The organism is Hymenobacter montanus, assembly GCF_014699115.1.
Classification (GTDB): Bacteria; Bacteroidota; Bacteroidia; order Cytophagales; family Hymenobacteraceae; genus Hymenobacter; species Hymenobacter montanus.
In genome coordinates, this window is the sequence record NZ_JACXAD010000012.1 from 79420 (window position 1) to 104430 (window position 25011).

Consider the following 25011-nt stretch of genomic DNA (forward strand, 5'->3'; position numbering starts at 1 on the left):
TGCTCCAATGATACGTCTCAACCGTCCTGCCGTGGCGCCGGCCGCCCTGTCGGCGCCCGCTGTGCAACGCTACCTTGCCGCCTACGCCAATTACCAGGCTAATCCAACCGCTACCACTGCCCCTGACCGGCCCAATGGTTACCGAAGTTCGGACCTGCTCACGGCGTTTGATGAGCACTTCTACGCGAAGTGCTACCTCACGGAACAAAAGTTTGCCAGTTCCTGGGAGATGGATGTAGACCATTTTGTTCCGTTTGCTGACGACCCAAGCCGGGTTTTCGACTGGAATAACTTACTGCCCATTGCCCATAAGGCCAATCTTCTGCGCGACAAGCGTCTTCCCCCCGGCGGGCTGCTTGACCCCTGTAGCGCTACCGAAGATGTAGAGAACGACATTTGCTACACATTGGCGGCGATGGGTGAAAAGCCTGGTTTCAAAGCCAAAGACCCCACTAATCAGAAGGCAGTGAACACAGCTGCCTTGCTCGATAAGGTACATAACGGCACGGGTAGCGCCAATGGAGAAGCCAGCACCCGCGAACTGCGTTACCTTATCGAAAAGCGCTACAAGGAGCTCCTCCTGGCGTGGGGAGAGTACAACCGTGCCCGTGCCGAAGACGATGCACAGGAAATTGCCTAGACCGAGGCTGAACTGCGAGTATTGCTCTCACGCAAGGCTTCCTTTACAATGCTCATGCGATCCTTGCCCTTCGTTCGCAAGACCATTCCGCCGAGGTTGCTGGATTGAGCAAAGCTGCTCGCGCCATATATACCGCACCACCCGCCGCCAGGGCTTGCGGGCCGGGTGGCAGGCGCTGCGACTGCGGCAGCGACAGTGCCGGGCAGGAGCCTGTGGCTTTCAGCATCCACTTTCCGGCGCCTGGTTTTTGTGGCTGCCAGATGGCACTTTTCTACCCCAGCCGGAGGTCGCCCGCCAGTTGTGGCCAACTGCCACCGTCTTCCTGGCCGACGCGGCGCAAAGCGCGGCCCAAGTGGCGGTGCTCACCTACGCCCAGACCCAGGTCACGACCCACGCCCGCCTGAGTCGGCAGCTTGCCGCTGCGCCAATAGGCCGCCCCAACCCGGGGCGGCCTTTTTTATTGAACCGGCCCGAGCCGGAGCGGCGAACAGCAGAACCGCTCCCCGCCACACTTCATCCGTTCCAAACGACGCTTCGGCAACCGCCATTTTCCGGCGGCCGGGTCGGCCACCACTTTTGAGTCATTCAAACAGCGAAATCAACCTCCACATCATCACTCCTTAAAATTTCCTATGAAAACCATGCTCTTCGCGCTCGCCCTGGGTGCCGCCTCGTTCTCGGCCGCCGCTCAAGCCACCGCCCTGGCTTCGGCTGCCCGCCCGGCTGCTGCCGCCTCAACCGGCTACGCCGACCTGATGGCGGCCACCATCACCGAGCTCCTCGGTACCGGCGACCCCGCCCAACTCAAGCAACTGGCCAGCAAGTTCGAGCGGGCTGGTACCGTGGCTCCGGCTGATTGGCTGCCTCCGTACTACCAGTCCTACGCACTGATGTTAACCGCTTTTCAAAGCAAGGAAGACGGGGATGTAAAGGATAAGTACCTCGACCAGGCTGAGGCAGCCCTGGCCCGGGCCAGTAAGCAAGGTGGCGATGCCTCGGAGCTGCTGGTGCTGCAAGCCTATATCTACCAGGCTCGCCTGAGCGTTTCGCCCATGATGCGCTCCATGAAGTACCCGAGCATGGTAACCCAAACCCTTGAAGAGGCCAAGAAGCACAACCCGAACAACCCCCGCATCTACCTGGTGCAAGCCAACAACCTGTACTACACGCCCAAGATGTTCGGGGGTGGGGCCGATGCGGCCAAGCCGTATTACGAACAAGCCAAGGCGAAATTTGCGGTAGCCAAGCCCGCCAACTCCCTGGTGCCCAGTTGGGGCGAGCGCCAGGTGCTGGGGCGTCTGAAGCAGTACGACCCGACCGCTGCCAAATAAGCCTTGCTTGTCCGGAGTGCTCGCCGTCGGCCGGGCGGCGGGCCCCTGCGTTCATAACTTTAACTAATCAATTTCACCATGCCCTCCGCCGTGTCTGCTGCTCTCGAAACTTCCGCCACCCGGCCTGCTGCCCTGATGGAGGCCGCAGTAGCTGCAGAGCGCCCGCCCCGGGCCGGGGGCTACCTGCCCACTAGCTCCCGGCGTAGTTTAGTGAAAGCAATATGCATCGTGCTGGTGCTTTCGCTTGGTATTAGCATCTTAGCGAACCCTAGCGCCCTGCACAGCTGGTCGATCTTCACCATTACCTACGGCTATACCCTTATGTATAGCACCGGCTTGTGGCTAACCAACGGCTTTGTGGTGGAATGGCTGAACCGCCACTATGCCTGGACGGTGCAGCCTGGCCGACGCCTGCTCCTTACCCTGACCGTGTCGCTCGGTGGCTCCATCCTGGTAATCTTGTTGATGAACGCCTTGCTGCTACTGCTGCGCGGCAAGCCGGTGAGTCAGCTTTTTTCGAGGGAGATGTACTGGTCGCTGCTGTTGCCGCTTATGGTCACGGTCATCATCTCGCTGTTCAATCACAGCCGGGCTTTCTTCTTTCAGTGGCGCGAGGCCGCCGTGCGCGCCGAACGCCTGGAGAAGGAAACGGCCGTGGCCCGCCTCGATTCCCTACGCCGGCAAGTTGACCCGCACTTCCTGTTCAATTCCCTGAACGCCCTCACCAGCCTGGTAGAAGAAGACCCCACCCGGGCCGTCCGCTTCATTCGCCAGCTCAGTAAAGTGTATCGCTACGTGCTCGACAGCGAAAGCCAGGAGCTGGTGCCGCTGTCCGCGGAGCTGACCTTTGCCGAAAGCTACCTCTTTCTGCAAAAAACGCGGCTCAGCGATGCCTTGGTCGTAGAAATGAGCTTCCCGCCTGCCGAGGTAGCGCCGTTCCACGTGCCCCCGCTGGCCCTGCAGCTGCTCCTTGAAAACGTCATCAAGCACAACACCGCCTTTCAAGCTAACCCGCTGCGCCTGCGCGTGACCCTGGATGCTGCCGCCGCTACGCTCACCGTGCGCAACACCCGCCGTCCCCGCCGCCTGGCCCCGGGTGAGTCGTTGGGGCTGGGACTGAAAAACCTGGCGGCCCGCTACGCCTTCCTCACCGATAAACCCCTAGCCTTTGGCCCGGACGGCGACGAGTTCGTGGTCACCCTGCCGCTGCTCGTTATTTGAATAAGAATTAAAAACGAAAAACTAGCCGGCCGAAGAACCCACGTATGCGCAATCAATCCGGAAGAATGTCCTGCTGAGTAACCGAGCACGGCCGGCGGTGCTACTACGTACGACGTTCGCGAGTAGCAACGGCTCTGGGTGGCTCATCAAGACCGGCGCTGCCAGCCGCCGAGAAAGCTTTTAATTTTTAATTCCTCATTTTTAATTCCCCTCATGCTCCGTGCCCTCATCGTCGAAGACGAGCCCCTCGCCGCTCGGCGTCTGGCCGACCTGCTGGCCCGCGCGCCCCTGCCCGTGCAGGTACTCGGCACCGCCGAGTCGGTAGCGCAGGCCGTGAGCTTGCTCGAAAGCCTGCCCCTGCCCGACGTGCTGTTTCTGGACATTCACCTAGCCGACGGTCTCAGCTTTGAGCTGTTTGAGCGGACCGTGGTGCGCTGTCCGGTCATCTTCACCACGGCCTACGACCGGTACGCGCTGCAAGCCTTCAAGGTAAACAGTGTGGATTACTTGCTCAAACCCATCGACGAAGACGAGCTAACGGCGGCCCTGCACAAGCTGCGCGAGCGGTCGTACCCGGCAGGGGTCCCCGCCGCCCAGGCCCCCGCCTTCGACCCCGCGCTGCTGGTGCAGCTGGTGCAGCAAATGCAGCAAGCCGCGCCCGCCGCTACTTACAAAGCGCAGTTTGTGGTGCGCGTGGGCGAGCACCTGAAGGTAGTGCCGGTAGACCAGGTTGCCTACTTCTTCAGCCTGGAAAAAGCCACCTTCCTGCAAACCACTGAGGGCCGCAAATTCGTGGTCGACTACACCATGGACCAGCTCGAAGGCCTGCTCGACCCCCGCCGCTTCTTCCGCCTCAACCGGGCCTACCTGGCCCAGCAAACTGCCATTCAGGACATCATTCACTATACCAACTCCCGCCTGCAAACCGTACTCAAGCCCGCCCCGCCCGATGCCCAGGTATTGGTGAGCCGCGAAAAAGTAAACGTGTTCAAAGGGTGGCTGGATAGGTAGTGGGAAGGCGAGGAGCAGAACGTTTTTTCTGCTACTTCAGTCGCAGCCGTTGGAGCTCCAGCTCAAAGCCGGGCAGCAGCGGGCCGGCCACTAATTTCTGGTCGAAGCCAACTACGGGCCGCACCGGCTGCTCAGGCTCGAAAACGTACACCGATTCGGTGTCGGGAGCAATGAGCCAGCCTAGCCGGGCCCCGGCTTCGAGCCAGTGTTCCATCTTACGCATGGCATCGGTCAGCCGGTCGGTGGGGGAGAGCAGCTCCACCACGAAATCGGGGCAGATGCGAGCGAAGCCGCGCCGCTCGTCGGCACTGAGGGCGTCCCAGCGGGCTTGGGCAATCCAACTGGCATCGGGCGAGAGCATGGCTCCCGTACGGAGCGTGAAGCCGGACGATGAATCGAACGTCTTACCCAACTCCGTATCGACATTCCAGTTCGCTAATTGGCGGTTTAGCTCACTGTTCGATGAACCGGTTTCGGAATTGGTCGGCGGCATGATGGTAATCTGATGGTTGGCGTCGCGCTCGATGCGCAAGTCGCGGTTGGCGGCGCAGAAAAGGTAGAACTCCTCGTCGGAGAGACCTTCGAGCACGGGGCTCTTTAGCTTAATGGCGGTCATATGTAGCAGGGATTACAGCAACAAGATACGCAGGCCGGAGCTAGCCTTCCAGCCAGGCTTTCACGGCGCTGGCTTTCTCGCGGCTCACCAGCACTTCTTCGCTGGCGGCGGGGTGCAGCTCCACCAGCAGCTTGCCATTGAAATACGGGTGCAGGCGCTGCACGGCGCCTAGCTGGGCCAGCACCTGGCGGTTGAGGCGAAAGAATTGCGCGGGGTCGAGCAGGCCCTCCAACTGCTCGAGGGTGTAGTCGACCACGAAGCGGCGGCCGTCGGTGGCCACCAGCGTGGTAGTTTCGTGGCGGCTGAGAAACCACGCGATTTCGCTCACCGGCACCGGCCGCAGCTGCTCGCCCTGGCGCACCAGGAACCGGGTTTTGTAGGGCCGGCCGGGGCGGGGCAGCGCATCGAGCAGACGCTCAATCGGGGAATTAAAAATTAAAAATGAAGAATTAAAAGTTGAAACGGACTCATCAGGAACAATTTTTAATTCTTCATTTTTAATTTTTAATTCCCTCCCCGGCCATTGGTGCAGCTTGGCCAAAGCCGCTTGCAGTTCCGGCAGCTTCACGGGCTTCAACAGGTAAGCAATGCTGTTGGCCTGGAAGGCCCGGATGGCATAGGCGTCGAAAGCGGTGGTGAAGATGACTGGGCTGGGCACTACGGCCTGCTCCCAGATTTCGAGGCTCAACCCGTCAGCTAGCTGAATGTCCGACAGGATGAGGTCGGGCGCGGGGTTGGCCGCCAGCCAGGCCAGGGCCCCGGTCACGGTGTCGAGCACGGCCAGTACGGTGGCCGTCGGTACGGCTTGCAGCAGCAGGCGCTGCAGGCGCTCGGCCGCCGGGTACTCATCTTCGAGCAGCAGAATGGTCATGCAGCAGGGCGTACGTTAGGGCAAGCTTGCGAGGTGTAAGCCAAAGTACCAGGTCCAGGCCATAAACAGCCCTTGGAGCGGCACCCGAAACCAAAGGTAGCGCAGGCCCGGCCCGGTAGGCTGGCCGCGCTGGTAATCGAGGTTGGTGCGGGCGGCGTGAATGTTAGCGGGCAGTGCCACGAGGAAAAACAGCAGCAGCCCCCACGCCGCGAATGGCCGGGCCACCGGCCAGAGCAGCCCCGCCGCGGCCCCTATTTCCAGCACGCCGGTCAGGTACACCCAGCCGCGCCGAAACGGCACCCACTCGGGCAGCATCAGGCTCATGCCCTCGGTGAAGGCGAAGTGCCCCAGGCCAGTGAAAAGCAGCATGGCCGCCATAGCGCCGTTGCCGGCGAGTAAGTAATTGGCAGATCCACCACCCAGGTGGGTCGCCCCTAATAGCAGGGCAAACGCGACGAGCAATACCAGGAGTGGTTTCATAGGACTTGTTCTAATTGAAGGAGGGGTAGGAAGAGCTCATCCGAAAGACCCTGGACAGGGGCTTAAGATGCCACAGGTCCGGCCGGGACGGGTTTTATTTTTCGGATAGGTTTCAAATCAATGGCAGTTTGACGATGAAGCGGCCCGCTTCTTCTTGTACTTCTACCGCTTGGGCCGCCCCCAGCAGCTCGTAGCGGCGGCGCACGTTGGGCAGGCCGGTACCCGTGCCGGGCACCAGTCCGGCCAGCCGGGGGCGGAGCGTATTCTCCACGAGCAGCACGTGAGGGGCGTCGGCCGCCGTGGCCAGCCGCAGGTGCAGCGGGTGCTCGCGCGAGGCTACGTTGTGCTTCAGCGCGTTTTCCACCAATACCTGCACGCTGAGCGGGGCCACCCGCCGGGCCAGGGCGGGTGGCAACACCGCTATCTCCACCACCAGGTTCTCCCGAAAGCGCACTTTGTGCAAGGCCAGGTAGGTTTCGACAAAGGCCAGCTCCTCGGCCAGGGGCACGGTGGGCTGGCCCTGCGCCAGCAGCACGTAGCGGTACACGTCGGCTAGCTGTTCCACAAACTGCTGGGCGGGCAGGTTGCCGGGCTCGATGAGGGCCGAAAGGGTGTTGAGGTTATTAAACAGAAAGTGGGGGTCGAGCTGGCTTAGTAAGGCATCGAGCTGCGCCTGGGTGGTGGCGCGGGCCATTTGGTCGGCGCGGCGCACGTTCTGCTCCCACTGCTGAAAGAAATAGATGGCTTCGTAAAGGGTGAGGACGACTATGGTGGGCAGCAGGTTGAATCGGATTTGCTGAAACAGCGCGGCCGGCTGCACCGGAAACCACTTAGGCAGCACCGTGTTCAGGGCCAGCGTGAGCAGCACTGTGCCCGCGCCGGTAAAGGCAACCGACAGCCCCGCCAGCATCCACAAGCGGCGAGGGGTTTGCTCAACGCGGGGCAGGCGCCGGAGCAGCCAGCCCCACAGCGCCCGGTTACCCAGCCAAAAGAACACGGTGAAGCCCAGCGAGAAGGCCCCGTTCATCATGAAGCGTATGCCCGCGCCGGGCCCGTTGTAGGGCCCATCGGACAGGGTAATAAGCAGGGCCAGGGCCGGAATGCCCCACAGGCGAAAGAGACGGTCGTTCATGGTGGTTGAGCAGGGGCCAATCTTTTAGAACGGAGAGCTTAGAACTCAGAACCTAGAAGTTATGAAGGAACCGAATTTGGGTTGAAAAAGCTGTGTTCTAGGCCCTCATTTCTCCGTTCTAGGTTCTAAGCTCTCCGTTCTAACGTAGCAGCCGCGCTCCTAGCCAGCCGCCAGCAACGGCCGACCAGCCAGGGCCAGGGCAAATAATCCGGCTACGACCGCGGCATACAGGGCGGCGCCCACCCACGTGAGCAGCACCGCCCGGCGCGGCGCCCAGCGGGCCAGAACCCAACCCAGCAGGGGCACTACCTGCAGGGCGTGCATACCCAGAAAATGAGCGATGCGCAGGTCGCCGGCGCGCGTGCTCCAGCCCAGGCCGGGCAGGCCGGGGCCGCCGTCGGGGCCGCCCACGGTGTGTTGGTTGAGGTGAATCATCATGCCCCCCAGCAGGCTGCCTGCCACGAATAGCAGCAGCCCCAGGCGCAGGCCCCACACGTAGCCCGCCGGTCCATACGGGCGGTAGCGCCACGCCAAGTACAGGGCCCAGAGGGTCATCACCGTGTTCAGCATGATGAATAGTCCCATCAACCCGAACAACAGACCATCTAACGGCGAGGCCACGTTGTAATGCGAGGTAGTACCCCGCATCGCCTGAATAAAAATAGCGCCTTGCTCCACCGCCATACTCACGGCCACGCCCCAACTGAGGCGGCGCACACCCCTCTGGGCCGGGGCTGGCAAGTCGGCCAGCAGCCAACCCAGCGTCCAGCTAAAGGCCGTAATGGAAAGCGCGAACTTGAGCGGCTTAATCCAGACCAGCGCCCCGGTGACCAGGCGCTGGTCGAAGGGCAGCAGGGCCAGGGCCAGCACGGCCAGGGTCACGTTGGCCCAGCCCAGCCACGAGAGCACGGGGTTGGCGCCGTGCAACACCCGCAGGGCCGTGCGTACCGGCGACTCCGTGCCGGCCACGTCGGAGCGGAAAGCCCCCGGAAGCAAAGCAGTTTTCATTTGAGTGGCTCGTTAATGGTTGGTTATTCGTTGCGGATTGTTCGTTGCCGGCGGTGGTCTGTTAGCCGTCGATAGCTGAAGAGTCGATAGCTGAAGAATTATTTGGCGGACAACTGCTGTTGGGGATACCGCCGCCGCACGCCGCTGTACAGCAGCAGGCCGAGCGGGCCCAGCAGGAAGGTGGCCAGCAGGCACGGAATCAGGGCCCAGGGCGGGACGCCGCGCCGCTGGGCATCGCGGGTTTCCCAGGCCCCCACCCAGAGGTCGAAGCACAAGTAGTGCACCCAGCCGGCCAGCAGCGCCCACGGCTCCCGAAACAGGGCGGCCACCTGCGCCAGCGACCCAAACCCCGCGCCGGGCGCCGGATGAGCGAAGGTTTGATAGCCAATGAGGCCCACGTAAGCCGCCGCCAGCAGTAGCGGCAGGGTGCCGCTCAGCACCACGGCCCGGGTGCCCCGCCAGCGTGGGGCCAGCAGCAGCAGTAACCACCCAGCGGAGGCGACCTGGTTAGCCACCTGGAACAGGAAATCGGGACGTAACATGGGTATTGGGGCTAGAGAATGAGCCAAAGCTAGGGCACTTCGGTACGTGGAGGGCAGCCGTTTCCGGGTGAAGCAGCAAAGCAGCGCGTTAAACCAGCGGAACTGACCAGGCGAAATGCTGGGGTGACTCGCCCAGGCAACCTTACCCAAACACCCTGGAAGTTCGGCGGCGTGGTCAAACCGAGCGGGGCGAGCCCCGGCGCACGCTTCAGGGGGTGAGCGTGGGGCTGGGATGGCGGCCGTATTTATTCGCCTGGCCCGCCCGAAAGAGCGAGGCCGTCCAGTAGCCGCCGGGCCCGCAGCTTTCGGGGCGCGTTTATCGTGGCATGCCCATTTTCGAACCTGTTGACTACTTGAATGCTATAAGCTCCGCAGCGTAGCCAGCCGGTTGAGCTTGCCCGTGGCAGTGGTCTGAAAGGCCGGCACGTAGCGCAGGTGCCGGGGTTGCTCGTAGCGGCTTAGCCGCTGGGCCAGCAGCCCTTGCAGTTGTTGCTCCCGGTCCGAGGAAAGGGCGGGGCCCTCAATAAATGCCGTTACCGCTTGGCCCAGCCGCTCGTCGGGCTGGCCCGCCACGAAGCAGCGGCGCGACTCCCCGATTTCGGCCAGGGCCACATCGAGCACCAGCTCCACTTTCTCGGCCGGCACCTTCACGCCGCCGGAGTTAATGACGAAGTCGGCCCGGCCCAGCCACTCGAAGGTGTGGACGTCGAGCAGGTTCACCTGGTCGTTGGTGACGACGAGCTGGTCATCGGTCACGTCGCCGCGCAGGGTCAGGCAGTGGCGCTCGTCCTGGCCGGCCACGATGCCGGTGAGTACCCGAAAGTGAGTAGTGGCCTCCGGGCCATTGAGCCGGCGCAGGGCCACGTGCGAGCAGGTTTCGGTCATGCCGTAGGTTAGATACACCGGCGCGTCGAGCCGTTGCAGCTCCTGCTGCAAGCGGGTATCAACCGGGGCGCCGCCCACCAGCAGGGCCTTCATCCGGTTCAGACGAGGGCCGTGGCCGGCCGCCAGCACTGCCTGCAGCTGCAAGGGCACGAAGGCGGCGAAGTCGAATTCGGCCGTGGCCGCTACGTGGGCAAACGGGTCGGCGTGGGGTTCCACGATGGTCAGGTGCAGGCGGCGTTCCAGCCCGCGCACCAGCATCATCAGCCCCCCGATGTACTCGCAATTCAGGCACACCAGGGCTCGGTCGCCGGGCCCGAGGTCGAAGAAGTCGCCCGTGCGGCGGGCCGAGGCTTCCAGCTGCCGCCGCCGCAGGGTAATGGCTTGCGGGGCGCCCGTGCTGCCGGAGGTGGTCAGGCTGAATTCCTGGGTACCCGTGAGCCACTGCCGCACGAAGTCCAGCACCTTAGCCTCGTAGCCGTTCACGGGCACCTCCAGCTGGGCGGGGTATTGCTGAATAGCGGCGTAGGTGATTTCGCGGCCATTCAGCAGGAGGGAAGTAGGCAGGGTGCGGGGAAGAGCCATTGGAGTTAAGAGCGTAGTCAGGAAATCAACCAGTCATTCGGCCGGCTGCGATACGGCCGCCCTAGCTGAGCAGCCAGCGTTGGTAGGTCTGGGCCGAGGGTGCCAGCCGCCAGCTCAAAGCTAGCAGCATAGCGCCGCAAGCCACCAGGTCGAATACCGCGTGAGTGAATACGTAGGAAGCGAGCAGGGGCAAGCCCACCAGGCCCAACAAGCTGTTGCGCAGGAATATCCGGCCCTGGTAAACGCGCAGGTTCAACTCGGCGGGCCGCCGCAGGTTGGGCTGCATGCGCCGATACACCAGGTATAAAAAAAGCCCTGCCAGGGGCACCAGGGCCAGGAGGAGCAGCAGCAGCAGAACCGGCCAAGTGGCCAGCCGCGGCTCAACGGTGGGCCCCACCGCGGCCCGGCGGGCGGCAAGCAGCACTCCGGCCCCCATCAGCAGGGCCTGCGCTGGGTAATGGAACCAGTGCAGCCGTCGGATGCGCCCGAGGGCTTGGTGAAAATCAGCATCGGTCATGGCTCCTTACGAATGCTGCACGATGGCGAAGTACAGAGGCATGCCTACCGTGATGTTGATGGGAAGGTGACGCCTGGCGGGTGAAGGCCGAAAAGCGCTGGGCCTCTGCTAAGCTCATGTCGTATTTGTACTATTTTAGTTTTTCTTTCAATAAATTATATTTCTCCGTTTGAGTGTCGATTTTTAGTTTAGCTAATATGTTAAGAGCTTTTTCTTTGTCAATTTGGCCATACAAATCATGTGCACTATACAGCAAGCTATTGAAAATATGTTCATGATTTTCTTTGTCAACAATTAAGGCGTCATACTGCATCGCCTTTAAGGAAAAAGGTACAGGGCCAGCGTATTTTAATAAACGAAGCAAGGCCGCCTTATCGGAGTAGTTACTTACTAATCCCTGCCAGGCATCTCTCACGGTCGTTTCATCTTCGAAAAACTCGACCCATAAAACATGGCCAACCGGATCGGCATAATAATTTTCAGAAGCTAAATATTTCATAAAGTGCTTCCAGATGATGTTTTTCTCAGTGCTGTCAATAATTTTTTCGTATCTTATTCCACGATAGAATGGCAGCAAAGAATGATAGTAGCTTGGAAACATCTCATAAACTTGAAAGCCTAATGAGATCTTTTGAGAGTTGCTGCTTGTTGAGTACCAAATTTCGTCAGAAATTTCGGCAAACAAATCCCATGCTTCTGGTGAGAGCTCCTTATCTACGCCTGCCTTACCGCAGTCAATAGAAACTGCTCTTGCTTCATTACTGAGTCTGGCAATGTCAGACTTTCTTAATTTACGTACTGAGAAGATGTCGTTAAGAGTTCGCATAAATGTGACACAAAACGATTTATGAATTTGTGCAGGTGAGAAATTAGAATTCTGCCTACTGAATTTTAACGCAAAAGCTGAAATGGGCGCTACTAGCTAATAACGCCAAGCACCCTAAGAGTACGTAAACGTAAGGTAGTATTCTCATCCTGAGTACCAACGAGACGACGCCACTGACGTTTAAGTAGCTGTGTGCCAGTTCCTGCCCACCCTTGAAACCAATGGAAAACAGCAGACAGAGCGAGATGACTTGACCGTCGGCGGTATCTTCAGTTCGCTCCTAACGGCCGTAGCCACGATGCCCAGCACGAAAAACAGTAGGGTAGGATTGGTGAGATTAGCGACGAATAAGGGAAAGCCGCAGCGGGCAGCTGAAAAGAACCGCGTCGGCGACGAAGCCCTCGATCGCAGTCGCGCTGGGTAGTGGCAGCAGTGCAGCCGTCGGATGCGCCCGAGGGCTTGGTGAAAATCAGCATCGGTCATGGCTCCTTACGAATGCTGCACGATGGCGAAGTACAAGGGCATGCCCACCGTGATGTTGATGGGGAAGGTGACGCCCAGCGCCATCGGAATGTACAGGCCGGGGTCGGCCTTGGGGGCGGCCAGGCGCATGGCGGCCGGCACGGCGATGTAAGAGGCGCTGGCCCCCAGGATGGCGAAGATGAAGCGGTTGCCGATGCTCTCCGTAACCAGGTGGCTGGCGGCGGCCACCAGGCAGCCATTGAGCACCGGGATGAGCACGGCGAACAGCGTCACGAACCAGCCGTACCGGGTGAAGGCCGAAAAGCGCCGGGCCGTGACCATGCCCATTTCAAGCAGGAAAATAGCCAGGAAGCCCTTGAAGATATCCGTGGTGAAGGGCTTGATGCCGTCGGCCTGCTTGGTATCGGCCACCAACCCAATAACCAGGCTGCCGAGTACCATCAGCACGCTGCCGTTAGTGAAAGAGTGCTGCACCACGGAGCGCAGACTGGTCTGCGCGTTGTCGTTGGCCGCGGGGGCTTCGTGGCGCATCATCAGGATCACGCCCATGATAATGGCCGGCGACTCCATCAGCGCCATCACCGCCACCATGTGCCCCCCGAAAGTCAGCTGCTGCGTCTCCAGAAACGACACCGCCGACACGAACGTAACGGCGCTGACCGAGCCATAAGCCGCCGCGATGGCCCCCGAGTCGCTGATGCTCAGCCGGCGTTTCAGAATAAAGAAGGTGTAGAGCGGAATGAGCGAGGCAATGAGCAGCCCGAAGCCCAGCGAGTACAGAATTTCACTGCTGAAAGTGCTGTGCGCCAGTTCCTGCCCACCCTTGAAGCCAATGGAAAACAGCAGGTAGAGCGAGATAAACTTGACCGTCGGCGGCGGTATCTCCAGGTCGCTCCTGACGGCCGTAGCCACAATGCCCAGCACGAAAAACAGCAGGGTGGGGTTAGTAAGATTGGCGATGAGTAAGGGGAAATCCATGCGGCGCGAGAAGAAGAATGCGGCCACAAGTTTAGGGCAAAGACGGCGCTTGGGAGAATTTTGCCGAGTAGGTATAAGATTGATAGGGGAAGCCACCTACCGTTTCTGAATCCTTCGGCGCAGCGGAAGCTTTAGCAGTGGCTAAATGGCTATTTGTCTAGCAACGATTCTCGGCTTGTCGCAATGGGGGTAGTATAAAATTTTAATAGAAATACTGACCTTTGGTTAAATACTGAGCTGGCATGAAAGCATATCAGCCACCGTTATGGGAGACTGATTTTGATGATATTATTTCTTGTTGTTCGCTTTCTTTTTCAACTTGTTGCACTAAAAAATCCTGCCCAAAGGTAAGTTTTTTGGCTAATGAGCTATTAGGTTCTATCACTCTCCAAAAGGGCGTGATTTCGTCAATTGGCTGTCCTTGCTGTAACTTTTCATAATTAGCTTCGGCTACGATTCTTAAAGATATTCCTGTGGTTACTGGGCAGGTGTAGTCCGCATTATGTTCTAACGCAAGGTCTTGACTAAAGTCTTTACGTCAATTCGCTTTCCCAAAGCAATTTCTTGAATATATTGCTCAATGAGTTGCGGTGTGGCAATAAGCATATTACTTCCTGCGGGAATGTCCGCAAAGTCCATTGCAATCTGTTTTACCTGTACCTCTTTCTTTTCAGCTAGCTTATCAAGCCAATTTTTCTTCTTTGTCATATCACTCCCCTAATTTTTTTCCCAAGTTATTTATATATAATGACATTGTTTTGTCAAGATCAACGAACATGGTGCTCAAAACCCTGAAAAACGGATTATTAATAATCACAACTTCTTTGAAAATAACTTTTGTTCCTGTTTGATTCTTTTCAAACGTGCCAATCCAATAGCCATTAAAAAATTTAGGTTCAATAATTTATATTTTAAAAATTTTATTTTTTAATATTTTGCTTAGTTTGGAAAGTGATTGGTGTGCCTTTTTTAGGAACTTCCGTCCAAGTGTTTGAGTCGATTACTTTGATTTTCTGTACATCGTCTCGCCATAAAGCTTGATTTTTTACATCCGTTACCACTTGAAAAACTTTTTCAGGCGGATTATTAAATTCAGCTTGCTTCACGAATTCACGTTGCTTGGGAATTAGAAGCCCAGTAATAAAAAATAAGGCAACGACTGCCAAGCTGGATACAACTGCAACTGCCATTTTTCTTTTCATTCTAGCAAATGATTGAATGATGTTGCAAAATTACCCTCGTAGTTTGTGCGCTGTTTGATGTTTCTTGCTATTTGATTGGTATACAAAAATCTGTTATATAGTTTTCGGGCTTGGTAAAAGGTGGTGATTTGATATACCACTCCAGCGCTGGCTTGTCTGCTAATTCCCAACCTTTATCAAAAAGGCAAACATTGTATATATAGTCATAAATGGTATAAAAATTATCATAATTGCCTTTGTGTCTAAATACAGCAAACTTTCCGCCTTCAATTTTTTTAAACCCTATTTCGCCTTTGGGTTTGATTTCCTTGTTTAACACTACACAGGCATCAAAGCGTGTTTTTTCTTCATCTGTCAAGTCGGGGTTGTCGTGAACAATACCTATTGTTGTAGGTTTTAACTTTAAGATTAATTGCGTGGCTGCCCAAACCATTAGCCTTTGAAACGAACTAGCTACATTTTCGTAGGATCCTGTATGCCTGATGTATGCTAAGTGCAGATCGGGCAAGTGCTTTACAGTTGGCTCGATAATTTGCAATTTCTCTAAGCTTATCTCTTTACTTCGATAATCTGTTTGCTTTCTAATTGTGATTTGCTGAATAGAGTCTCTATATTCCTGCGGTGTTAATTGAAAATATTTCTTGAAAGATCTTGTGAATGTTTCGTGGTTTTCGTAGCCATTTTCAGAGGCAATTTGTCCAATAGTATCTTTTGAGTGCTTTAATCTTATGGCTGCTCTTTCAATCTTCAGTCTGAGCGAAAACTCCTTAACAGTTTCACCTGTCAAAGACTTAAAAATTCTGTGAAAATGATATTCTGATAAAAACGCTTCTTGAGCAATGTCTTTCAAGAGAATTTTCTTGTCAAGATTGCGCTCTATAAATTGAATTGCCCTGTTGCGACTTTTAAGATATATTTCTTCTGTCTTACCCACTATTTATCGTCTGTAAGTTAGTTTTTACCATTATCGCCAACATCCGTAGTGATGTTACAGGACTGCTTGCAGGTATTGTCAAGCAGTCCTTAGCACGCAAGGTAGTAGCGTCATCCTACCCAATGAAGCTTTCGGGGCCAGCGCAGCCCAGGTTACGACAATATAGTCGTCCAACTACTTACCCTCGGAGCCTTCGCCCGCTGCCAATCAAGTTTTATTTTGTTCAGGCCACGCATGGTGCCGAATGGATAAAAAAGCCCGTCATGCCGCGGGGCACGACGGGCCTGCTCTTAGGGGCCGCCCACGTCGCCGCTTACGGAAACTTCGGAAACTTCGAGAAGTCGGGCTGCCGCTTCTCCATGTAGGCGTTGCGGCCCTCTTTGGCCTCGTCGCTGAGGTAGTAGAGCAGCGTAGCGTTGCCGGCCAGCTCCTGAATGCCGGCCTGCCCATCGAGCTCGGCGTTGAACGACGACTTGAGCATGCGCAGCGCGAGCGGGCTTTTCTGAAGGATTTTGTGGCACCAGGCCACGGTTGTTTCTTCCAGCTTGTCGAGCGGCACTACCTTGTTCACCAGGCCCATGTCCAGGGCTTCCGGGGCGTCGTACTGGTCACAGAGGTACCAGATTTCGCGCGCTTTTTTCTGGCCTACGATGCGGGCCAGGTAGGAGGCCCCGAAGCCCCCGTCAAATGAGCCCACATTCGGGCCCGTCTGGCCGAAGCGGGCATTTTCGGCCGCGATGGTCAGGTCGCACACCACGTGCAGCACGTGGCCGCCGCCAATGGCCCAGCCCGCCACCATGGCAATTACCGGCTTGGGGATGGAGCGGATTTGCTTTTGCAAATCGAGCACGTTGAGGCGGGGCATGGCGTCTTCGCCCACGTAGCCGCCGTGGCCGCGCACGCTCTGGTCGCCGCCCGAGCAAAAGGCCCGGCCGCCTTCCCCCGTCAGGATGATGACGCCGAGGTCGGTGCGGTCGCGGCAGATGTTCATCGCCTCAATCATTTCCTGCACCGTGAGCGGGGTGAAGGCATTGTGCACCTGCGGCCGGTTGATGCTGATTTTAGCGATGTGCCCGTACTGGGAGAAGAGGATTTCGCGGAACTCCTTGATGGGGGTCCAGGTGATGGGTTCGGTCATGAGCGCAAAGTTTCGCTAAGTTTTAAAAATTAAGTCTCGCAGAGTTTCATCGTTATTGGCCTTCGCGAAACTTACGTTTTAAACTTCGCGAGACCTTGCGCTAAAAAGCGGCTTTCACCGCGGCGCGGTAGTCCTCAAAGAAAGCGGCGTTGGTCTTGCTGTCGGTCATCACTTCCAGCAGGGCCGCGCCACCTTCGGCTGCAAAGAAAACCGGCAACGCGGCTTCCAGTTCGTCGAACGAGGCAACGGAGAAGTAGCGCAGGCCAAAATCTCGGGCCGTGTTCTCGGCCGTGAGCAGCTGGCGCGTCTCAAAAAACTCGTCCAGCTCCGGCTGCTGCCGCGGCCCGTCGATGATGCGGAAGATGCCACCGCCGTGGTTGTTGAAGAGCACCACCCGCAGGTTGGGGGTGGGGTAGTTGTGCCAGAAGGCGTTGCGGTCGTAGAAAAACGCCACGTCGCCGGTGAGCAGAACCACCGGTCGGTGGGGCTGAGCCAGAGCCGCCCCTACAGCCGTGGAGTTGCAGCCATCGATGCCACTGGTGCCGCGGTTGGCGAAAACTTCAATTTGCCGGCCCGGCGGAATGCCCAGAATGTTGGCGTAGCGCACGGCCATGCTGTTGGCCAGGTGCAGGGCCGTAGTACCCGGCAGAGCCGCCAAAGCATGACGGAAGGCCGAGAACTCGTTGAATGGCTGGGTGCCGTCGGAGAAGAAGTTTTTGAGAAAATCAACCGCTTTGACTTCAGCTTGCTGCCAAGCCGTGAAGTAAGCCGACCGCGGTTGTGGAACTGCTTCAGCCCAACGCTCAAGCAGTTTGGTTGGGTCCGTACGTACCAAATGAGTTAGCGAACGGAAAGTATCCGGTGCGACGCCTACGGGCTGCAGGTGCCAATGAGAGGCCGGGTTTGCTTCCCGCAGAAATAGCTTGAGTGCTTTGGATATAAGGGAGTTGCCAAGCGTGATGAGTAAATGAGGCCGCAACTCTAGTTTGCGCGGAGCGCCCAAGCCAGCCAGTGAAATATCGTGATGACTAATGAAGGCCGGCATTCCTTGCGCCGCGTCGATTTCCAGATTTGAGATGGCATCACCAATAACAGGAATCGATAAGTTCTTGGAAACTTTTTGTAAAGCAGCTACCAATTGAGGCTTATGACCGATTTGCCCTACGACGATGGTAACCTGATGCTTGCGTTTTAATGCCGAGAATAAATCAGGTAAATCACTGCCCGCACGAACGGTAAGAGAAGGTACTTCCCGAATAATCTTCACATCCTTCTCATACCGAATTTCCTCCCCAGCCTTCGGGTAAAACGGCTCCCGCAGCGGCACGTTCACCTGCACCGGCCCGGCGGGGGCGGCCTGCGCCAGGTTAATTGCCTCGTTCACAATTCGCGCCGAATGCCACTTGGCATCGGCCGCCGAGGTGTCAACCGGGAACTCAAACTCGCCCTTGGCGTGCGCTCCGTAAAGGTTACGCTGCCGAATCGTCTGCCCATCGAGCTGGTCTATCCATTCCGGCGGCCGGTCGGCGGTAAAAACCACCAGCGGAACGTGCTGGAAAAAAGCCTCGGCCACGGCCGGGGCATAGTTTAGCCCGGCCGTTCCCGAGGTGCACACCAGCGCCACTGCCCGCCGCTGCGCCTGCGCGATGCCGAGGCCAATAAAGGCGGCGGCCCGCTCATCGGGTACCACCCGCACCGTCAGGCTAGGGTGGCGGGCAAAGGCCAGCGTAAGGGGCGCCGAGCGCGAGCCGGGCGAGAGCACCACGTCGGTAATCCCGTGCTGAGCGCAGATTTCGGCGATGTTATAAACGGCCTGCATGTTCATTCCACAATTATCAATTAACATTTAGAGGCCGGAGCCGAACCAGGCAGTAAAAAGGAGGAAGAGCGCCAAAGCAAAAGGGCTACAGGGATGGAAGCTGTTTACTGACTAGATGACGCTGCCTACGGTGCGCAGTTTCATTTGGGTTTCCTGCCACTCCCGGGCCGGGTCCGAATCCACGGTGAGGCCGGTGCCGGCGTAGAGGATGGCTTCTTCGGCGCGCAGCTGCAGGCAGCGCAGGTTCACGTAGAGGCGGGCGATGCCCGGTGCGGCCACGTTCACCGGCCCCAGAAAGCCGCTGTAGTAAGCGCGGTCGTACCCTTCGTGTGCTTGGATGAATTGCAGCGCGGCGGCTTTCGGCATGCCACCCACGGCCGAGGTGGGGTGCAGCAGCCGCAGCATGTCGGTACCCAGCGAGGGGAACGGCACGTGCCGGAGATTCACCTCAAAGTCGGTACGCAGGTGCAGTAGCTGGCCCGCGATCACCGTCCGGGGCCCCGTTTCGTGGTATTCGCGCAGGCGCAACTGCTTGAAGCAATTCACGATGTAGCGGGCCACCAGGGCTTGCTCCTCAATCTCCTTTTGGCGCCAGATGGCCGTGCGCGGGCTTACATCCGGCGTAAGCGGCTGAGTGCCGGCCAGGGCCATGGTGCGGAAAATACCATCGGCCGATACTTCGGCCAGCACTTCCGGGGTGGCGCCCAGCCAGGTGCCCACGCCCGGCACGCTCACCAACGACACGAAGGCCCGGGGGTACTCCTGAGTTAGCTCCATAAAGGCCCCCAGCGGGTCGAAGCCGGGCGGCAGCCGGCGGCGGGCCGCCCGCGAGGTCACCACTTTCACCACTTCCTGGGCTTCGATGGCCGCTACGCCGGTGCGCACCAGCCGGGTGTATTCGGCCTCGGTGGCGGCGTGGGGCACGGGTTGCGCGCTGTGGTGCCAGCTCAGGGAGGCGGCCGGAGTAGTGGCCAGCCACGCCGTCAGGGCCGGCACCAGATCGCGGGCCGCCGCGGCTACGGGTACCGTGTCGGGCCGGGCGAGGTCGTAGAGCACGTCGGCGGGCAGAAACAGGGCCGGATTGTGGTCGGAGTCGCGGAACGGGAAGAAGGCAAAGCCCGCCGGCGCCTGGGCGTCGAGGGCGGGCGGCAAGCCGGTGTACGCCGCTTCCAGGGAGCGGGCCACCAGCAGGCGGGCATGCTCAGCGCCGGGCTCGCGCCACAGGGCCAGGGGGCGGCCGGTGCGCAGGGCCCCGGCCACCAGGTGGCGCAGCCGGGCCCGGGTGTCGAGGCCCGCGGCCACGGCCGGCCAGCGGAGGTAGCGGGGTTCGCTGGTGGGCATCAGGTCGTTCTTTCGGCGGCGGGCAAGTCAATCACCGCCATGGTGATGCGGCTGATGCACACCAGCGCGCCCGTTTCCTCGTGGCTGATGCGAATTTCCCAAACCTGGGTGCTGCGGCCCACGTGCACGGGGGTGGCGCGGCCCCGCACCCAGCCCTCGCGCACGCCCTTGAGGTGATTGGCATTGATTTCCAGCCCCACGCAGGCCTGCTTGGTGCGGTCGACGCGCAGAGCGGCGGCGAGGCTGCCCAGGGTTTCGGCCAGGGCGACGGAGGCCCCGCCGTGCAGCAGGCCCGCGGGTTGGTGGGTGCGGCCATCCACCGGCATGCGGCCTTCGAGGTAGTCGGCCGTTACCTCGGTTATTTCTATGCCAAGGGCATCGACCAGGGTGGGGCGGGAGGCCGTCCAACGCTGAACTTCTTGCAGAGTCATGGTGCTGGTTGGGGAGCTAGTGGTTGAGGGCTAGCGGTTAGTACGAGTACTCATTGAAAAACAGTTGCTGGAAACGCGGGAACAAGTAGCTAACCAACAATGAACCACTGGCTACCAACCACTCCCGCTCAAACTTCGTACTTCGATGAATTGTTGACGTATCGTTGCGCAAAACTACCACCTAACGTGAGGCCCCGGACCATCTTTCTTCTGCGCCACGGCCAGACCGACTTTAACGTGCAGGGCATCGTGCAGGGCAGCGGAGTCGATTCGAGCCTGAACGACACCGGCCGGCACCAGGCCGCCCAGTTCTTCGCGGCCTACGGCCACGTGCCATTCGATAAAATATACACCTCTACCCTGCGCCGTACCCGCGAGTCGGTCCAGCATTTCCTGGACGCCGGCCGGCCCCACGAAGCCCACGCCGGCCTCAACGAAATCAGTTGGGGTGTGCGCGAGGGCACCCCCATCACCCTGGAGGAGGATGCCGAATACCGCCAGGTACTGGCCGACTGGGGCGCCGGCCGCACCAACGAGCGCCTGCCGGGCGGCGAAAGCCCCGACGAAGTAGCTGCCCGCCAACGCCCCTTTATTGAGCTGCTGAAATCCCGACCCGACGAACAGAAGGTTCTTGTCTGCATGCACGGCCGGGCCCTGCGCGTGCTGCTCTGCCAGTTGCTGAACTATCCGCTCCGCTGCATGGAGGGGTTTGAGCACAGCAACTTATGCCTGTACAAGCTGGAGTTCACCGGCACGATGTTCACGGTGAAAAATTTCCTGGATATCTCACATTTACAGGTGTCCGCCGAAGCCCCGTAGATCGGCCGGAAATCATTCCGCGAATTCATCGGGCTTCCGCCAAGATTATTTGAATGCCTGCAAATAATTTCCGACTAATTTTGGCCTCCTCAATTCAAGCGCGACAAATCCCATGGCCGAAATCATAAAAATGCCCAAAATGAGTGACACGATGACCGAAGGGACCATCGCGGCCTGGCTCAAGAAAGTGGGCGATAAAGTGAAGTCCGGTGATATCCTGGCCGAAGTCGAGACCGACAAGGCCACCATGGAGCTCGAGAACTACGAAGACGGCACTTTGCTCTACATTGGGCCGAAAGAGCAGGAATCCGTGGCCGTCGACGGAGTACTGGCCATTGTTGGCAAGGAGGGTGAAGACTTCTCCGCCCTGCTGGCCCAGGCTCAGGGCGGCCCCCCGCCTGCCGAAGCCCCCAAGGCTGCCGCCCCCGCTCCCGCGCCGGAAGCCACTCCGGCCCCCAAAGCCGCCGCTCCTGCGGCTCCTGCGCCGGCCGCCCCCGCGAATGGCAAGAAGGCTACCGTGGTGCGCATGCCCAAAATGAGCGACACGATGACCGAAGGGACCATCGCCGCCTGGCTGAAAAAAGTGGGTGATAAAGTAAAATCGGGCGATGTACTGGCCGAAGTCGAGACTGACAAGGCCACCATGGAACTGGAAAATTACGAAGACGGCACCCTGCTCTACACGGGCCCCAAGGCCGGGGAGGCCGTGGCCGTCGACGGCATCCTGGCCATCATTGGTGAGGAAGGAGCCGATATTCAAGCCCTGCTGGGGGGGCAAAGCGGTGGGGCTGCGCCCGCTGCCGCGCCCGCCGAAACCCCGGCAGTCGACGCCGCTCCAGCCCCGTCGGTCGCTGCCGCGGCGGCTCCCGCCCAGTCAGGGTCCGCTGCGCCGGGTGGCCGCATCCTGGCCTCCCCGCTGGCCCGGAGCATCGCCAAAGAAAAAGGCATCAACCTCGCCCAGGTGGTTGGGAGCGGCGATAACGGCCGCATCGTGCAGCGCGACGTGGAGAACTTCCAGCCCGGCGCGGCTACGCCTCAGTCCGTGCCGGCGCTCCAGACGCCTGCGCCACCAACGGCTCCGGCGGCTCCAGCCTCGTCGGCTCCCCCGGCGGGCCAACCAGCTACCAGCCTGCAACAACCCGCCGCGGCCGCCGGCGCCTACACCGATACGCCCGTGTCGCAGATGCGCAAGGTGATTGCCAAGCGCCTCTCCGAGAGCTTGTTTACGGCGCCGCATTTCTATCTCACGATGGAAATCAGCATGGACCAGGCCATTGAAGCGCGCGGCCGGCTCAACGAGCTGTCGCCGGTAAAGCTTTCCTTCAATGATCTGGTGCTGAAAGCCGCCGCCGTGGCCTTGCGCCAGCATCCGGTCGTGAATTCCTCGTGGCTGGGCGATAAAATCCGGCAGAACCACGTCATCAACATCGGCGTGGCCGTGGCTGTCGATGAGGGCCTGCTGGTACCCGTAATTCGTAATGCCGACCAGAAAGGCCTTTCGCAAATTGCCAATGAGGTGAAAGAGCTGGCCGGCAAAGCCAAAACCAAGAAGTTGCAGCCCGCCGAGTGGGAGGGGAGCACCTTCACGATTTCCAACCTGGGCATGTTTGGCATCGACGAGTTCACGGCCATCATCAACCCGCCCGACGCCTGCATTCTGGCCGTGGGCGGCATCAAGCAAACGCCCGTCGTGAAGGATGGCCAAATCGTAGTCGGCAACCTCATGAAAGTGACCCTGAGCTGCGACCATCGCGTGGTAGATGGCGCCACCGGCGCCGCGTTCCTCCAGACTCTAAAAGGGCTGTTGGAAGACCCCATGCGGATGCTCATTTAAGCCTTAACGAAGTACATATCAAAAACCAGCCCCAGCCAGTGTGGACCCCGGGCTGGTTTTTTTGTGCTCCAGAGCCCGGGGTATGGTCGTAACAGGGATGGAGCTTAGGAAGCAAGCTCTGTGTGCTAACTGCTTAACTGGGGATCTCACTCTTTTCAACCGACAGGGCCCTGAAACTGATGGTGCTTGGAGCCCGGTGCAGGTGGGAGCCAGTGGGCAAGGATGGGTTTGGCTGCTGCAAAAGGCAGGCCCGCTTTTAAGGCGTTTAGCTTCTGCGGGTTATCACTCCCCGCCGCTTGCTCGTTGCGGACGGGGCGGTTTGGTTAAGTGGTGAGGCGTAATTTTGCGCGCTCATTTCGTCGCGCCGCACCAGCGTATTATTTTCTATAAATGACTAGAATTCGTTCTACCACCGTTCTGGGCATTCGCCACAACGGTGAGATTGCTCTCGGCGCCGACGGCCAGGCAACCATGGACAAGCACGTGGCCAAGAGCAACGTGCGCAAAATCCGGAAGCTGCAAGACGGCAAGATCGTGACCGGTTTCGCCGGCTCCACGGCTGATGCCTTTATGCTGCTCGACAAGTTCGACGAAAAGCTCACCAGCTACGGTGGCAACCTCAAGCGGGCCGCCATCGAACTGGCCAAGGAATGGCGCAAAGATCAATACTTGCGCAAGCTCGAAGCGATGATGGTGGTGGCTGACCGCGATGAACTACTCATCCTCAGCGGAACCGGCGACGTATTGGAGCCGGACTCCGACGTGGCAGCCATCGGCAGCGGCGCCATGTACGCCCAGGCGGCGGCCCTGGCACTAAAAAAGCACGCTCCGCATTTATCAGCTCGGCAGATGGTGGAGGATGCCCTGCACATCGCCGCCGACATCTGCATTTACACCAATCATAACCTGATGATTGAGCAGCCCATTTAGTACTTAGTGCCTGGTGCTTGGTTGTTGGTGCTTGGCACCAAGCGCTTGCCGCAAAGCCTACTTTTATTTTATCCAGATTAGAATAATCCGGCCCCATGCATTGACAGCCAAGCACCAAGCACCAACAACCAAGCACCAAAATAACTCAGCACTAACAAATGCAAGTAACCAATTTCCTTCGCCACCACTTCCGCCACTTCAATGCCGCCGCGCTCATCGACGCTGCCGACGGCTACAACAAGCACCTGGCGGATGGCGGTAAGATGATGATCACCCTGGCCGGGGCCATGAGCACCGCCGAGTTGGGCATTCAGCTAGCCGAGCTGATTCGGCAGGACAAGGTGCAAATCATCAGCTGCACCGGCGCCAACCTCGAAGAAGACATCTTCAACCTCGTGGCCCACGACTTCTACGAGCGCGTGCCGCACTACCGCGACCTCACGGCGGCCGACGAGCACGCGCTGCTCAAGCGCCACATGAATCGCGTGACCGACACCTGCATTCCCGAAGAAGAGGCTATGCGCCGCATCGAGCACACCGTGCTGAAGTTCTGGGAGAAGGCCGACCGCGCCGGGGAGTCGTACTTCCCGCACGAGTTTTTCTACCAGATTCTGCTCTCGGGCGACCTGGAGCAGTACTACCAGATCGACCCCAAAAACTCCTGGATGCTGGCCGCCGCCGAGAAAAACCTGCCCATCATCTGTCCTGGTTGGGAAGACTCGACGCTCGGCAACATCTACGCTGGCCACGTGATGACCGGCGACGTGAAGAACGTGCATACCATGCGCACCGGCATCCAGTACATGATGTACCTGGCCGACTGGTACACGCAGAACGCTACCGAAGAAAGCAAGGTGGGCTTCTTCCAGATTGGCGGCGGTATTGCCGGCGACTTCCCCATCTGCGTGGTGCCCATGCTGCACCAGGACTTGCAGCGCCATGAGGTACCGCTGTGGGGCTACTTCTGCCAGATTTCGGACTCCACTACCAGTTACGGTAGCTACTCCGGGGCGGTGCCCAACGAGAAAATCACCTGGGGCAAGCTGGGCGAGCACACGCCCAAATACGTGATTGAAAGCGACGCGACCATTGTGGCCCCGCTGGTGTTTGCCATTGTGCTGGGGCAGTAGGTACCGCCTCTCTCTACCCGGAGCACAAAAACGCCGACTGGATTGCTTTCCAGTCGGCGTTTTTAGTTATTGTTGGAACGGGGGCCCGAAGACTAGGTTATTTCCGGGTTCGGCCCATGCGGTAAGAGTCAACCTGCTGGCGCATTACCGCGAGCAGGGTGCCGTAGCGCTGTTGGGCTTCTTGTCGGCCTTCGAGGGCCTTGAGGCGCGAGTTGATTAAGTCGGAGAAGTCCTCCACAGAATAGGAACGTTTTGGCGTGCTGGACACGGGGTGGATAATAATAAAATCAGATAAAATAGTAACTGAGCC

28 protein-coding genes are annotated in these 25011 nt (G+C 58.8%); 9 read left to right on the forward strand and 19 right to left on the reverse strand.

From position 1 onward, the window contains the following. Positions 1–7 precede the first annotated feature (7 nt). From IC235_RS12120 to IC235_RS12140, 5 genes are all read left to right on the forward strand, one after another. The gene (locus IC235_RS12120; protein ID WP_191005440.1) at positions 8–640 is read left to right on the forward strand and encodes an HNH endonuclease family protein; all 633 of its coding nucleotides are present in this window, start codon (positions 8–10) and stop codon (positions 638–640) included. Between the two features lie 247 nt (positions 641–887). Beyond that, complete coding sequence (locus IC235_RS12125) at positions 888–1220, forward strand: hypothetical protein (protein ID WP_191005441.1); 333 nt, start codon at positions 888–890, stop codon at positions 1218–1220. 52 nt (positions 1221–1272) lie between these two features. Further along, complete coding sequence (locus tag IC235_RS12130) at positions 1273–1971, forward strand: hypothetical protein (RefSeq protein ID WP_191005442.1); 699 nt, start codon at positions 1273–1275, stop codon at positions 1969–1971. A 90-nt stretch (positions 1972–2061) separates the two neighbouring features. Continuing rightward, entirely contained in the window at positions 2062–3192 is a 1131-nt protein-coding gene (locus tag IC235_RS22640) for a sensor histidine kinase (protein ID WP_191005443.1), read from the forward strand. Positions 3193–3405: 213 nt separating this feature from the next. Then, a complete protein-coding gene (locus IC235_RS12140) occupies positions 3406–4203 on the forward strand; it encodes a LytR/AlgR family response regulator transcription factor (protein WP_191005444.1) in 798 nt (265 codons plus the stop codon). A gap of 31 nt (positions 4204–4234) precedes the next feature. Here IC235_RS12140 and IC235_RS12145 read toward each other — a convergent pair whose 3' ends face one another. The 18 genes from IC235_RS12145 to IC235_RS12230 form a co-directional block, all read right to left on the reverse strand. Next, entirely contained in the window at positions 4235–4819 is a 585-nt protein-coding gene (locus tag IC235_RS12145) for a Uma2 family endonuclease (RefSeq protein WP_191005445.1), read from the reverse strand. Between the two features lie 40 nt (positions 4820–4859). Further along, entirely contained in the window at positions 4860–5690 is an 831-nt protein-coding gene (locus IC235_RS12150; RefSeq protein WP_191005446.1) for a LytR/AlgR family response regulator transcription factor, read from the reverse strand. Between the two features lie 15 nt (positions 5691–5705). Next, the gene (locus tag IC235_RS12155) at positions 5706–6170 is read right to left on the reverse strand and encodes a DoxX family protein (protein WP_191005447.1); all 465 of its coding nucleotides are present in this window, start codon (positions 6168–6170) and stop codon (positions 5706–5708) included. A gap of 112 nt (positions 6171–6282) precedes the next feature. After that, complete coding sequence (locus IC235_RS12160; protein WP_191005448.1) at positions 6283–7302, reverse strand: sensor histidine kinase; 1020 nt, start codon at positions 7300–7302, stop codon at positions 6283–6285. 159 nt (positions 7303–7461) lie between these two features. After that, a complete protein-coding gene (locus IC235_RS12165; protein ID WP_191005449.1) occupies positions 7462–8310 on the reverse strand; it encodes a hypothetical protein in 849 nt (282 codons plus the stop codon). A gap of 98 nt (positions 8311–8408) precedes the next feature. After that, on the reverse strand, positions 8409–8852 hold the full coding sequence (locus IC235_RS12170; RefSeq protein ID WP_191005450.1) for an ABA4-like family protein: 444 nt from the start codon (positions 8850–8852) through the stop codon (positions 8409–8411). Positions 8853–9212: 360 nt separating this feature from the next. Continuing rightward, positions 9213–10319: an AMP-binding protein gene (locus IC235_RS12175; protein WP_191005451.1), complete on the reverse strand. Its 1107-nt coding sequence runs from the start codon at positions 10317–10319 to the stop codon at positions 9213–9215. A gap of 61 nt (positions 10320–10380) precedes the next feature. Beyond that, a complete protein-coding gene (locus IC235_RS12180) occupies positions 10381–10836 on the reverse strand; it encodes a hypothetical protein (RefSeq protein WP_191005452.1) in 456 nt (151 codons plus the stop codon). 130 nt (positions 10837–10966) lie between these two features. Then, positions 10967–11662: a hypothetical protein gene (locus IC235_RS12185; protein ID WP_191005453.1), complete on the reverse strand. Its 696-nt coding sequence runs from the start codon at positions 11660–11662 to the stop codon at positions 10967–10969. Between the two features lie 55 nt (positions 11663–11717). Continuing rightward, on the reverse strand, positions 11718–11909 hold the full coding sequence (locus IC235_RS22835) for a hypothetical protein (protein ID WP_394355267.1): 192 nt from the start codon (positions 11907–11909) through the stop codon (positions 11718–11720). Positions 11910–12151: 242 nt separating this feature from the next. Continuing rightward, positions 12152–13123 carry a sodium-dependent bicarbonate transport family permease gene (locus IC235_RS12195; RefSeq protein ID WP_191005454.1) on the reverse strand — a complete coding sequence of 324 codons (972 nt, stop codon included), beginning with the start codon at positions 13121–13123 and terminating at the stop codon, positions 12152–12154. A 507-nt stretch (positions 13124–13630) separates the two neighbouring features. Beyond that, positions 13631–13831 carry a hypothetical protein gene (locus IC235_RS22140; RefSeq protein WP_223847250.1) on the reverse strand — a complete coding sequence of 67 codons (201 nt, stop codon included), beginning with the start codon at positions 13829–13831 and terminating at the stop codon, positions 13631–13633. 212 nt (positions 13832–14043) lie between these two features. Further along, positions 14044–14325 carry an SRPBCC family protein gene (locus IC235_RS12205; protein ID WP_191005455.1) on the reverse strand — a complete coding sequence of 94 codons (282 nt, stop codon included), beginning with the start codon at positions 14323–14325 and terminating at the stop codon, positions 14044–14046. Between the two features lie 67 nt (positions 14326–14392). Beyond that, positions 14393–15259, reverse strand: coding sequence for an AraC family transcriptional regulator (locus IC235_RS22645; protein ID WP_317173567.1), 867 nt, complete (start codon positions 15257–15259; stop codon positions 14393–14395). Between the two features lie 313 nt (positions 15260–15572). After that, positions 15573–16397, reverse strand: coding sequence for a 1,4-dihydroxy-2-naphthoyl-CoA synthase (gene menB / locus IC235_RS12215; protein WP_191005457.1), 825 nt, complete (start codon positions 16395–16397; stop codon positions 15573–15575). Positions 16398–16497: 100 nt separating this feature from the next. Continuing rightward, on the reverse strand, positions 16498–18216 hold the full coding sequence (menD, locus tag IC235_RS12220; protein WP_223847251.1) for a 2-succinyl-5-enolpyruvyl-6-hydroxy-3-cyclohexene-1-carboxylic-acid synthase: 1719 nt from the start codon (positions 18214–18216) through the stop codon (positions 16498–16500). Positions 18217–18327: 111 nt separating this feature from the next. After that, positions 18328–19557, reverse strand: a complete 1230-nt coding sequence (locus tag IC235_RS12225) for a chorismate-binding protein (protein WP_191005459.1) — start codon at positions 19555–19557, stop codon at positions 18328–18330. Further along, positions 19557–19988 (reverse strand): hotdog fold thioesterase, encoded by a 432-nt coding sequence (locus IC235_RS12230; RefSeq protein ID WP_191005460.1) that lies wholly within the window; start codon positions 19986–19988, stop codon positions 19557–19559. The genes IC235_RS12225 and IC235_RS12230 overlap by 1 nt, the downstream gene beginning before the upstream one ends. Positions 19989–20087: 99 nt before the next feature. Here IC235_RS12230 and IC235_RS12235 point away from each other — a divergent pair, with 99 nt between their 5' ends. The 4 genes from IC235_RS12235 (at position 20088) to IC235_RS12250 (ending at position 24701) form a co-directional block, all read left to right on the forward strand. Next, entirely contained in the window at positions 20088–20807 is a 720-nt protein-coding gene (locus tag IC235_RS12235) for a histidine phosphatase family protein (RefSeq protein WP_223847252.1), read from the forward strand. Between the two features lie 112 nt (positions 20808–20919). Continuing rightward, positions 20920–22641: a pyruvate dehydrogenase complex dihydrolipoamide acetyltransferase gene (locus tag IC235_RS12240; protein ID WP_191005461.1), complete on the forward strand. Its 1722-nt coding sequence runs from the start codon at positions 20920–20922 to the stop codon at positions 22639–22641. A 390-nt stretch (positions 22642–23031) separates the two neighbouring features. Beyond that, positions 23032–23571, forward strand: a complete 540-nt coding sequence (gene hslV / locus IC235_RS12245) for an ATP-dependent protease subunit HslV (protein WP_191005462.1) — start codon at positions 23032–23034, stop codon at positions 23569–23571. Positions 23572–23729: 158 nt separating this feature from the next. Continuing rightward, on the forward strand, positions 23730–24701 hold the full coding sequence (locus IC235_RS12250; protein WP_191005463.1) for a deoxyhypusine synthase family protein: 972 nt from the start codon (positions 23730–23732) through the stop codon (positions 24699–24701). A 97-nt stretch (positions 24702–24798) separates the two neighbouring features. Here the strand turns inward: IC235_RS12250 and IC235_RS12255 are convergent, their stop codons facing one another. After that, entirely contained in the window at positions 24799–24969 is a 171-nt protein-coding gene (locus IC235_RS12255; RefSeq protein ID WP_191005464.1) for a hypothetical protein, read from the reverse strand. Positions 24970–25011 lie beyond the last annotated feature (42 nt).

What these genes read in the sequence shown, in the direction of transcription:
- IC235_RS12175 (WP_191005451.1), bottom strand. Translation starts at nt 10,319, where the DNA reads ATGGCTCTTCCCCGCACCCTGCCTACTTCCCTCCTGCTGAATGGCCGC.
- IC235_RS12155 (WP_191005447.1), bottom strand. Translation starts at nt 6,170, where the DNA reads ATGAAACCACTCCTGGTATTGCTCGTCGCGTTTGCCCTGCTATTAGGG.
- IC235_RS12170 (WP_191005450.1), bottom strand. Translation starts at nt 8,852, where the DNA reads ATGTTACGTCCCGATTTCCTGTTCCAGGTGGCTAACCAGGTCGCCTCC.
- IC235_RS12250 (WP_191005463.1), top strand. Translation starts at nt 23,730, where the DNA reads ATGCAAGTAACCAATTTCCTTCGCCACCACTTCCGCCACTTCAATGCC.
- hslV (WP_191005462.1), top strand. Translation starts at nt 23,032, where the DNA reads ATGACTAGAATTCGTTCTACCACCGTTCTGGGCATTCGCCACAACGGT.
- IC235_RS22140 (WP_223847250.1), bottom strand. Translation starts at nt 13,831, where the DNA reads ATGACAAAGAAGAAAAATTGGCTTGATAAGCTAGCTGAAAAGAAAGAG.
- IC235_RS12185 (WP_191005453.1), bottom strand. Translation starts at nt 11,662, where the DNA reads ATGCGAACTCTTAACGACATCTTCTCAGTACGTAAATTAAGAAAGTCT.
- IC235_RS12230 (WP_191005460.1), bottom strand. Translation starts at nt 19,988, where the DNA reads ATGACTCTGCAAGAAGTTCAGCGTTGGACGGCCTCCCGCCCCACCCTG.
- IC235_RS12205 (WP_191005455.1), bottom strand. Translation starts at nt 14,325, where the DNA reads ATGAAAAGAAAAATGGCAGTTGCAGTTGTATCCAGCTTGGCAGTCGTT.
- IC235_RS12180 (WP_191005452.1), bottom strand. Translation starts at nt 10,836, where the DNA reads ATGACCGATGCTGATTTTCACCAAGCCCTCGGGCGCATCCGACGGCTG.
- IC235_RS12165 (WP_191005449.1), bottom strand. Translation starts at nt 8,310, where the DNA reads ATGAAAACTGCTTTGCTTCCGGGGGCTTTCCGCTCCGACGTGGCCGGC.
- IC235_RS12130 (WP_191005442.1), top strand. Translation starts at nt 1,273, where the DNA reads ATGAAAACCATGCTCTTCGCGCTCGCCCTGGGTGCCGCCTCGTTCTCG.
- IC235_RS12225 (WP_191005459.1), bottom strand. Translation starts at nt 19,557, where the DNA reads ATGCCCACCAGCGAACCCCGCTACCTCCGCTGGCCGGCCGTGGCCGCG.
- IC235_RS12160 (WP_191005448.1), bottom strand. Translation starts at nt 7,302, where the DNA reads ATGAACGACCGTCTCTTTCGCCTGTGGGGCATTCCGGCCCTGGCCCTG.
- IC235_RS12150 (WP_191005446.1), bottom strand. Translation starts at nt 5,690, where the DNA reads ATGACCATTCTGCTGCTCGAAGATGAGTACCCGGCGGCCGAGCGCCTG.
- IC235_RS12240 (WP_191005461.1), top strand. Translation starts at nt 20,920, where the DNA reads ATGGCCGAAATCATAAAAATGCCCAAAATGAGTGACACGATGACCGAA.
- IC235_RS12235 (WP_223847252.1), top strand. Translation starts at nt 20,088, where the DNA reads ATGAACCACTGGCTACCAACCACTCCCGCTCAAACTTCGTACTTCGAT.
- menD (WP_223847251.1), bottom strand. Translation starts at nt 18,216, where the DNA reads ATGCAGGCCGTTTATAACATCGCCGAAATCTGCGCTCAGCACGGGATT.
- IC235_RS12120 (WP_191005440.1), top strand. Translation starts at nt 8, where the DNA reads ATGATACGTCTCAACCGTCCTGCCGTGGCGCCGGCCGCCCTGTCGGCG.
- IC235_RS12145 (WP_191005445.1), bottom strand. Translation starts at nt 4,819, where the DNA reads ATGACCGCCATTAAGCTAAAGAGCCCCGTGCTCGAAGGTCTCTCCGAC.
- IC235_RS12195 (WP_191005454.1), bottom strand. Translation starts at nt 13,123, where the DNA reads ATGGATTTCCCCTTACTCATCGCCAATCTTACTAACCCCACCCTGCTG.
- IC235_RS12140 (WP_191005444.1), top strand. Translation starts at nt 3,406, where the DNA reads ATGCTCCGTGCCCTCATCGTCGAAGACGAGCCCCTCGCCGCTCGGCGT.
- menB (WP_191005457.1), bottom strand. Translation starts at nt 16,397, where the DNA reads ATGACCGAACCCATCACCTGGACCCCCATCAAGGAGTTCCGCGAAATC.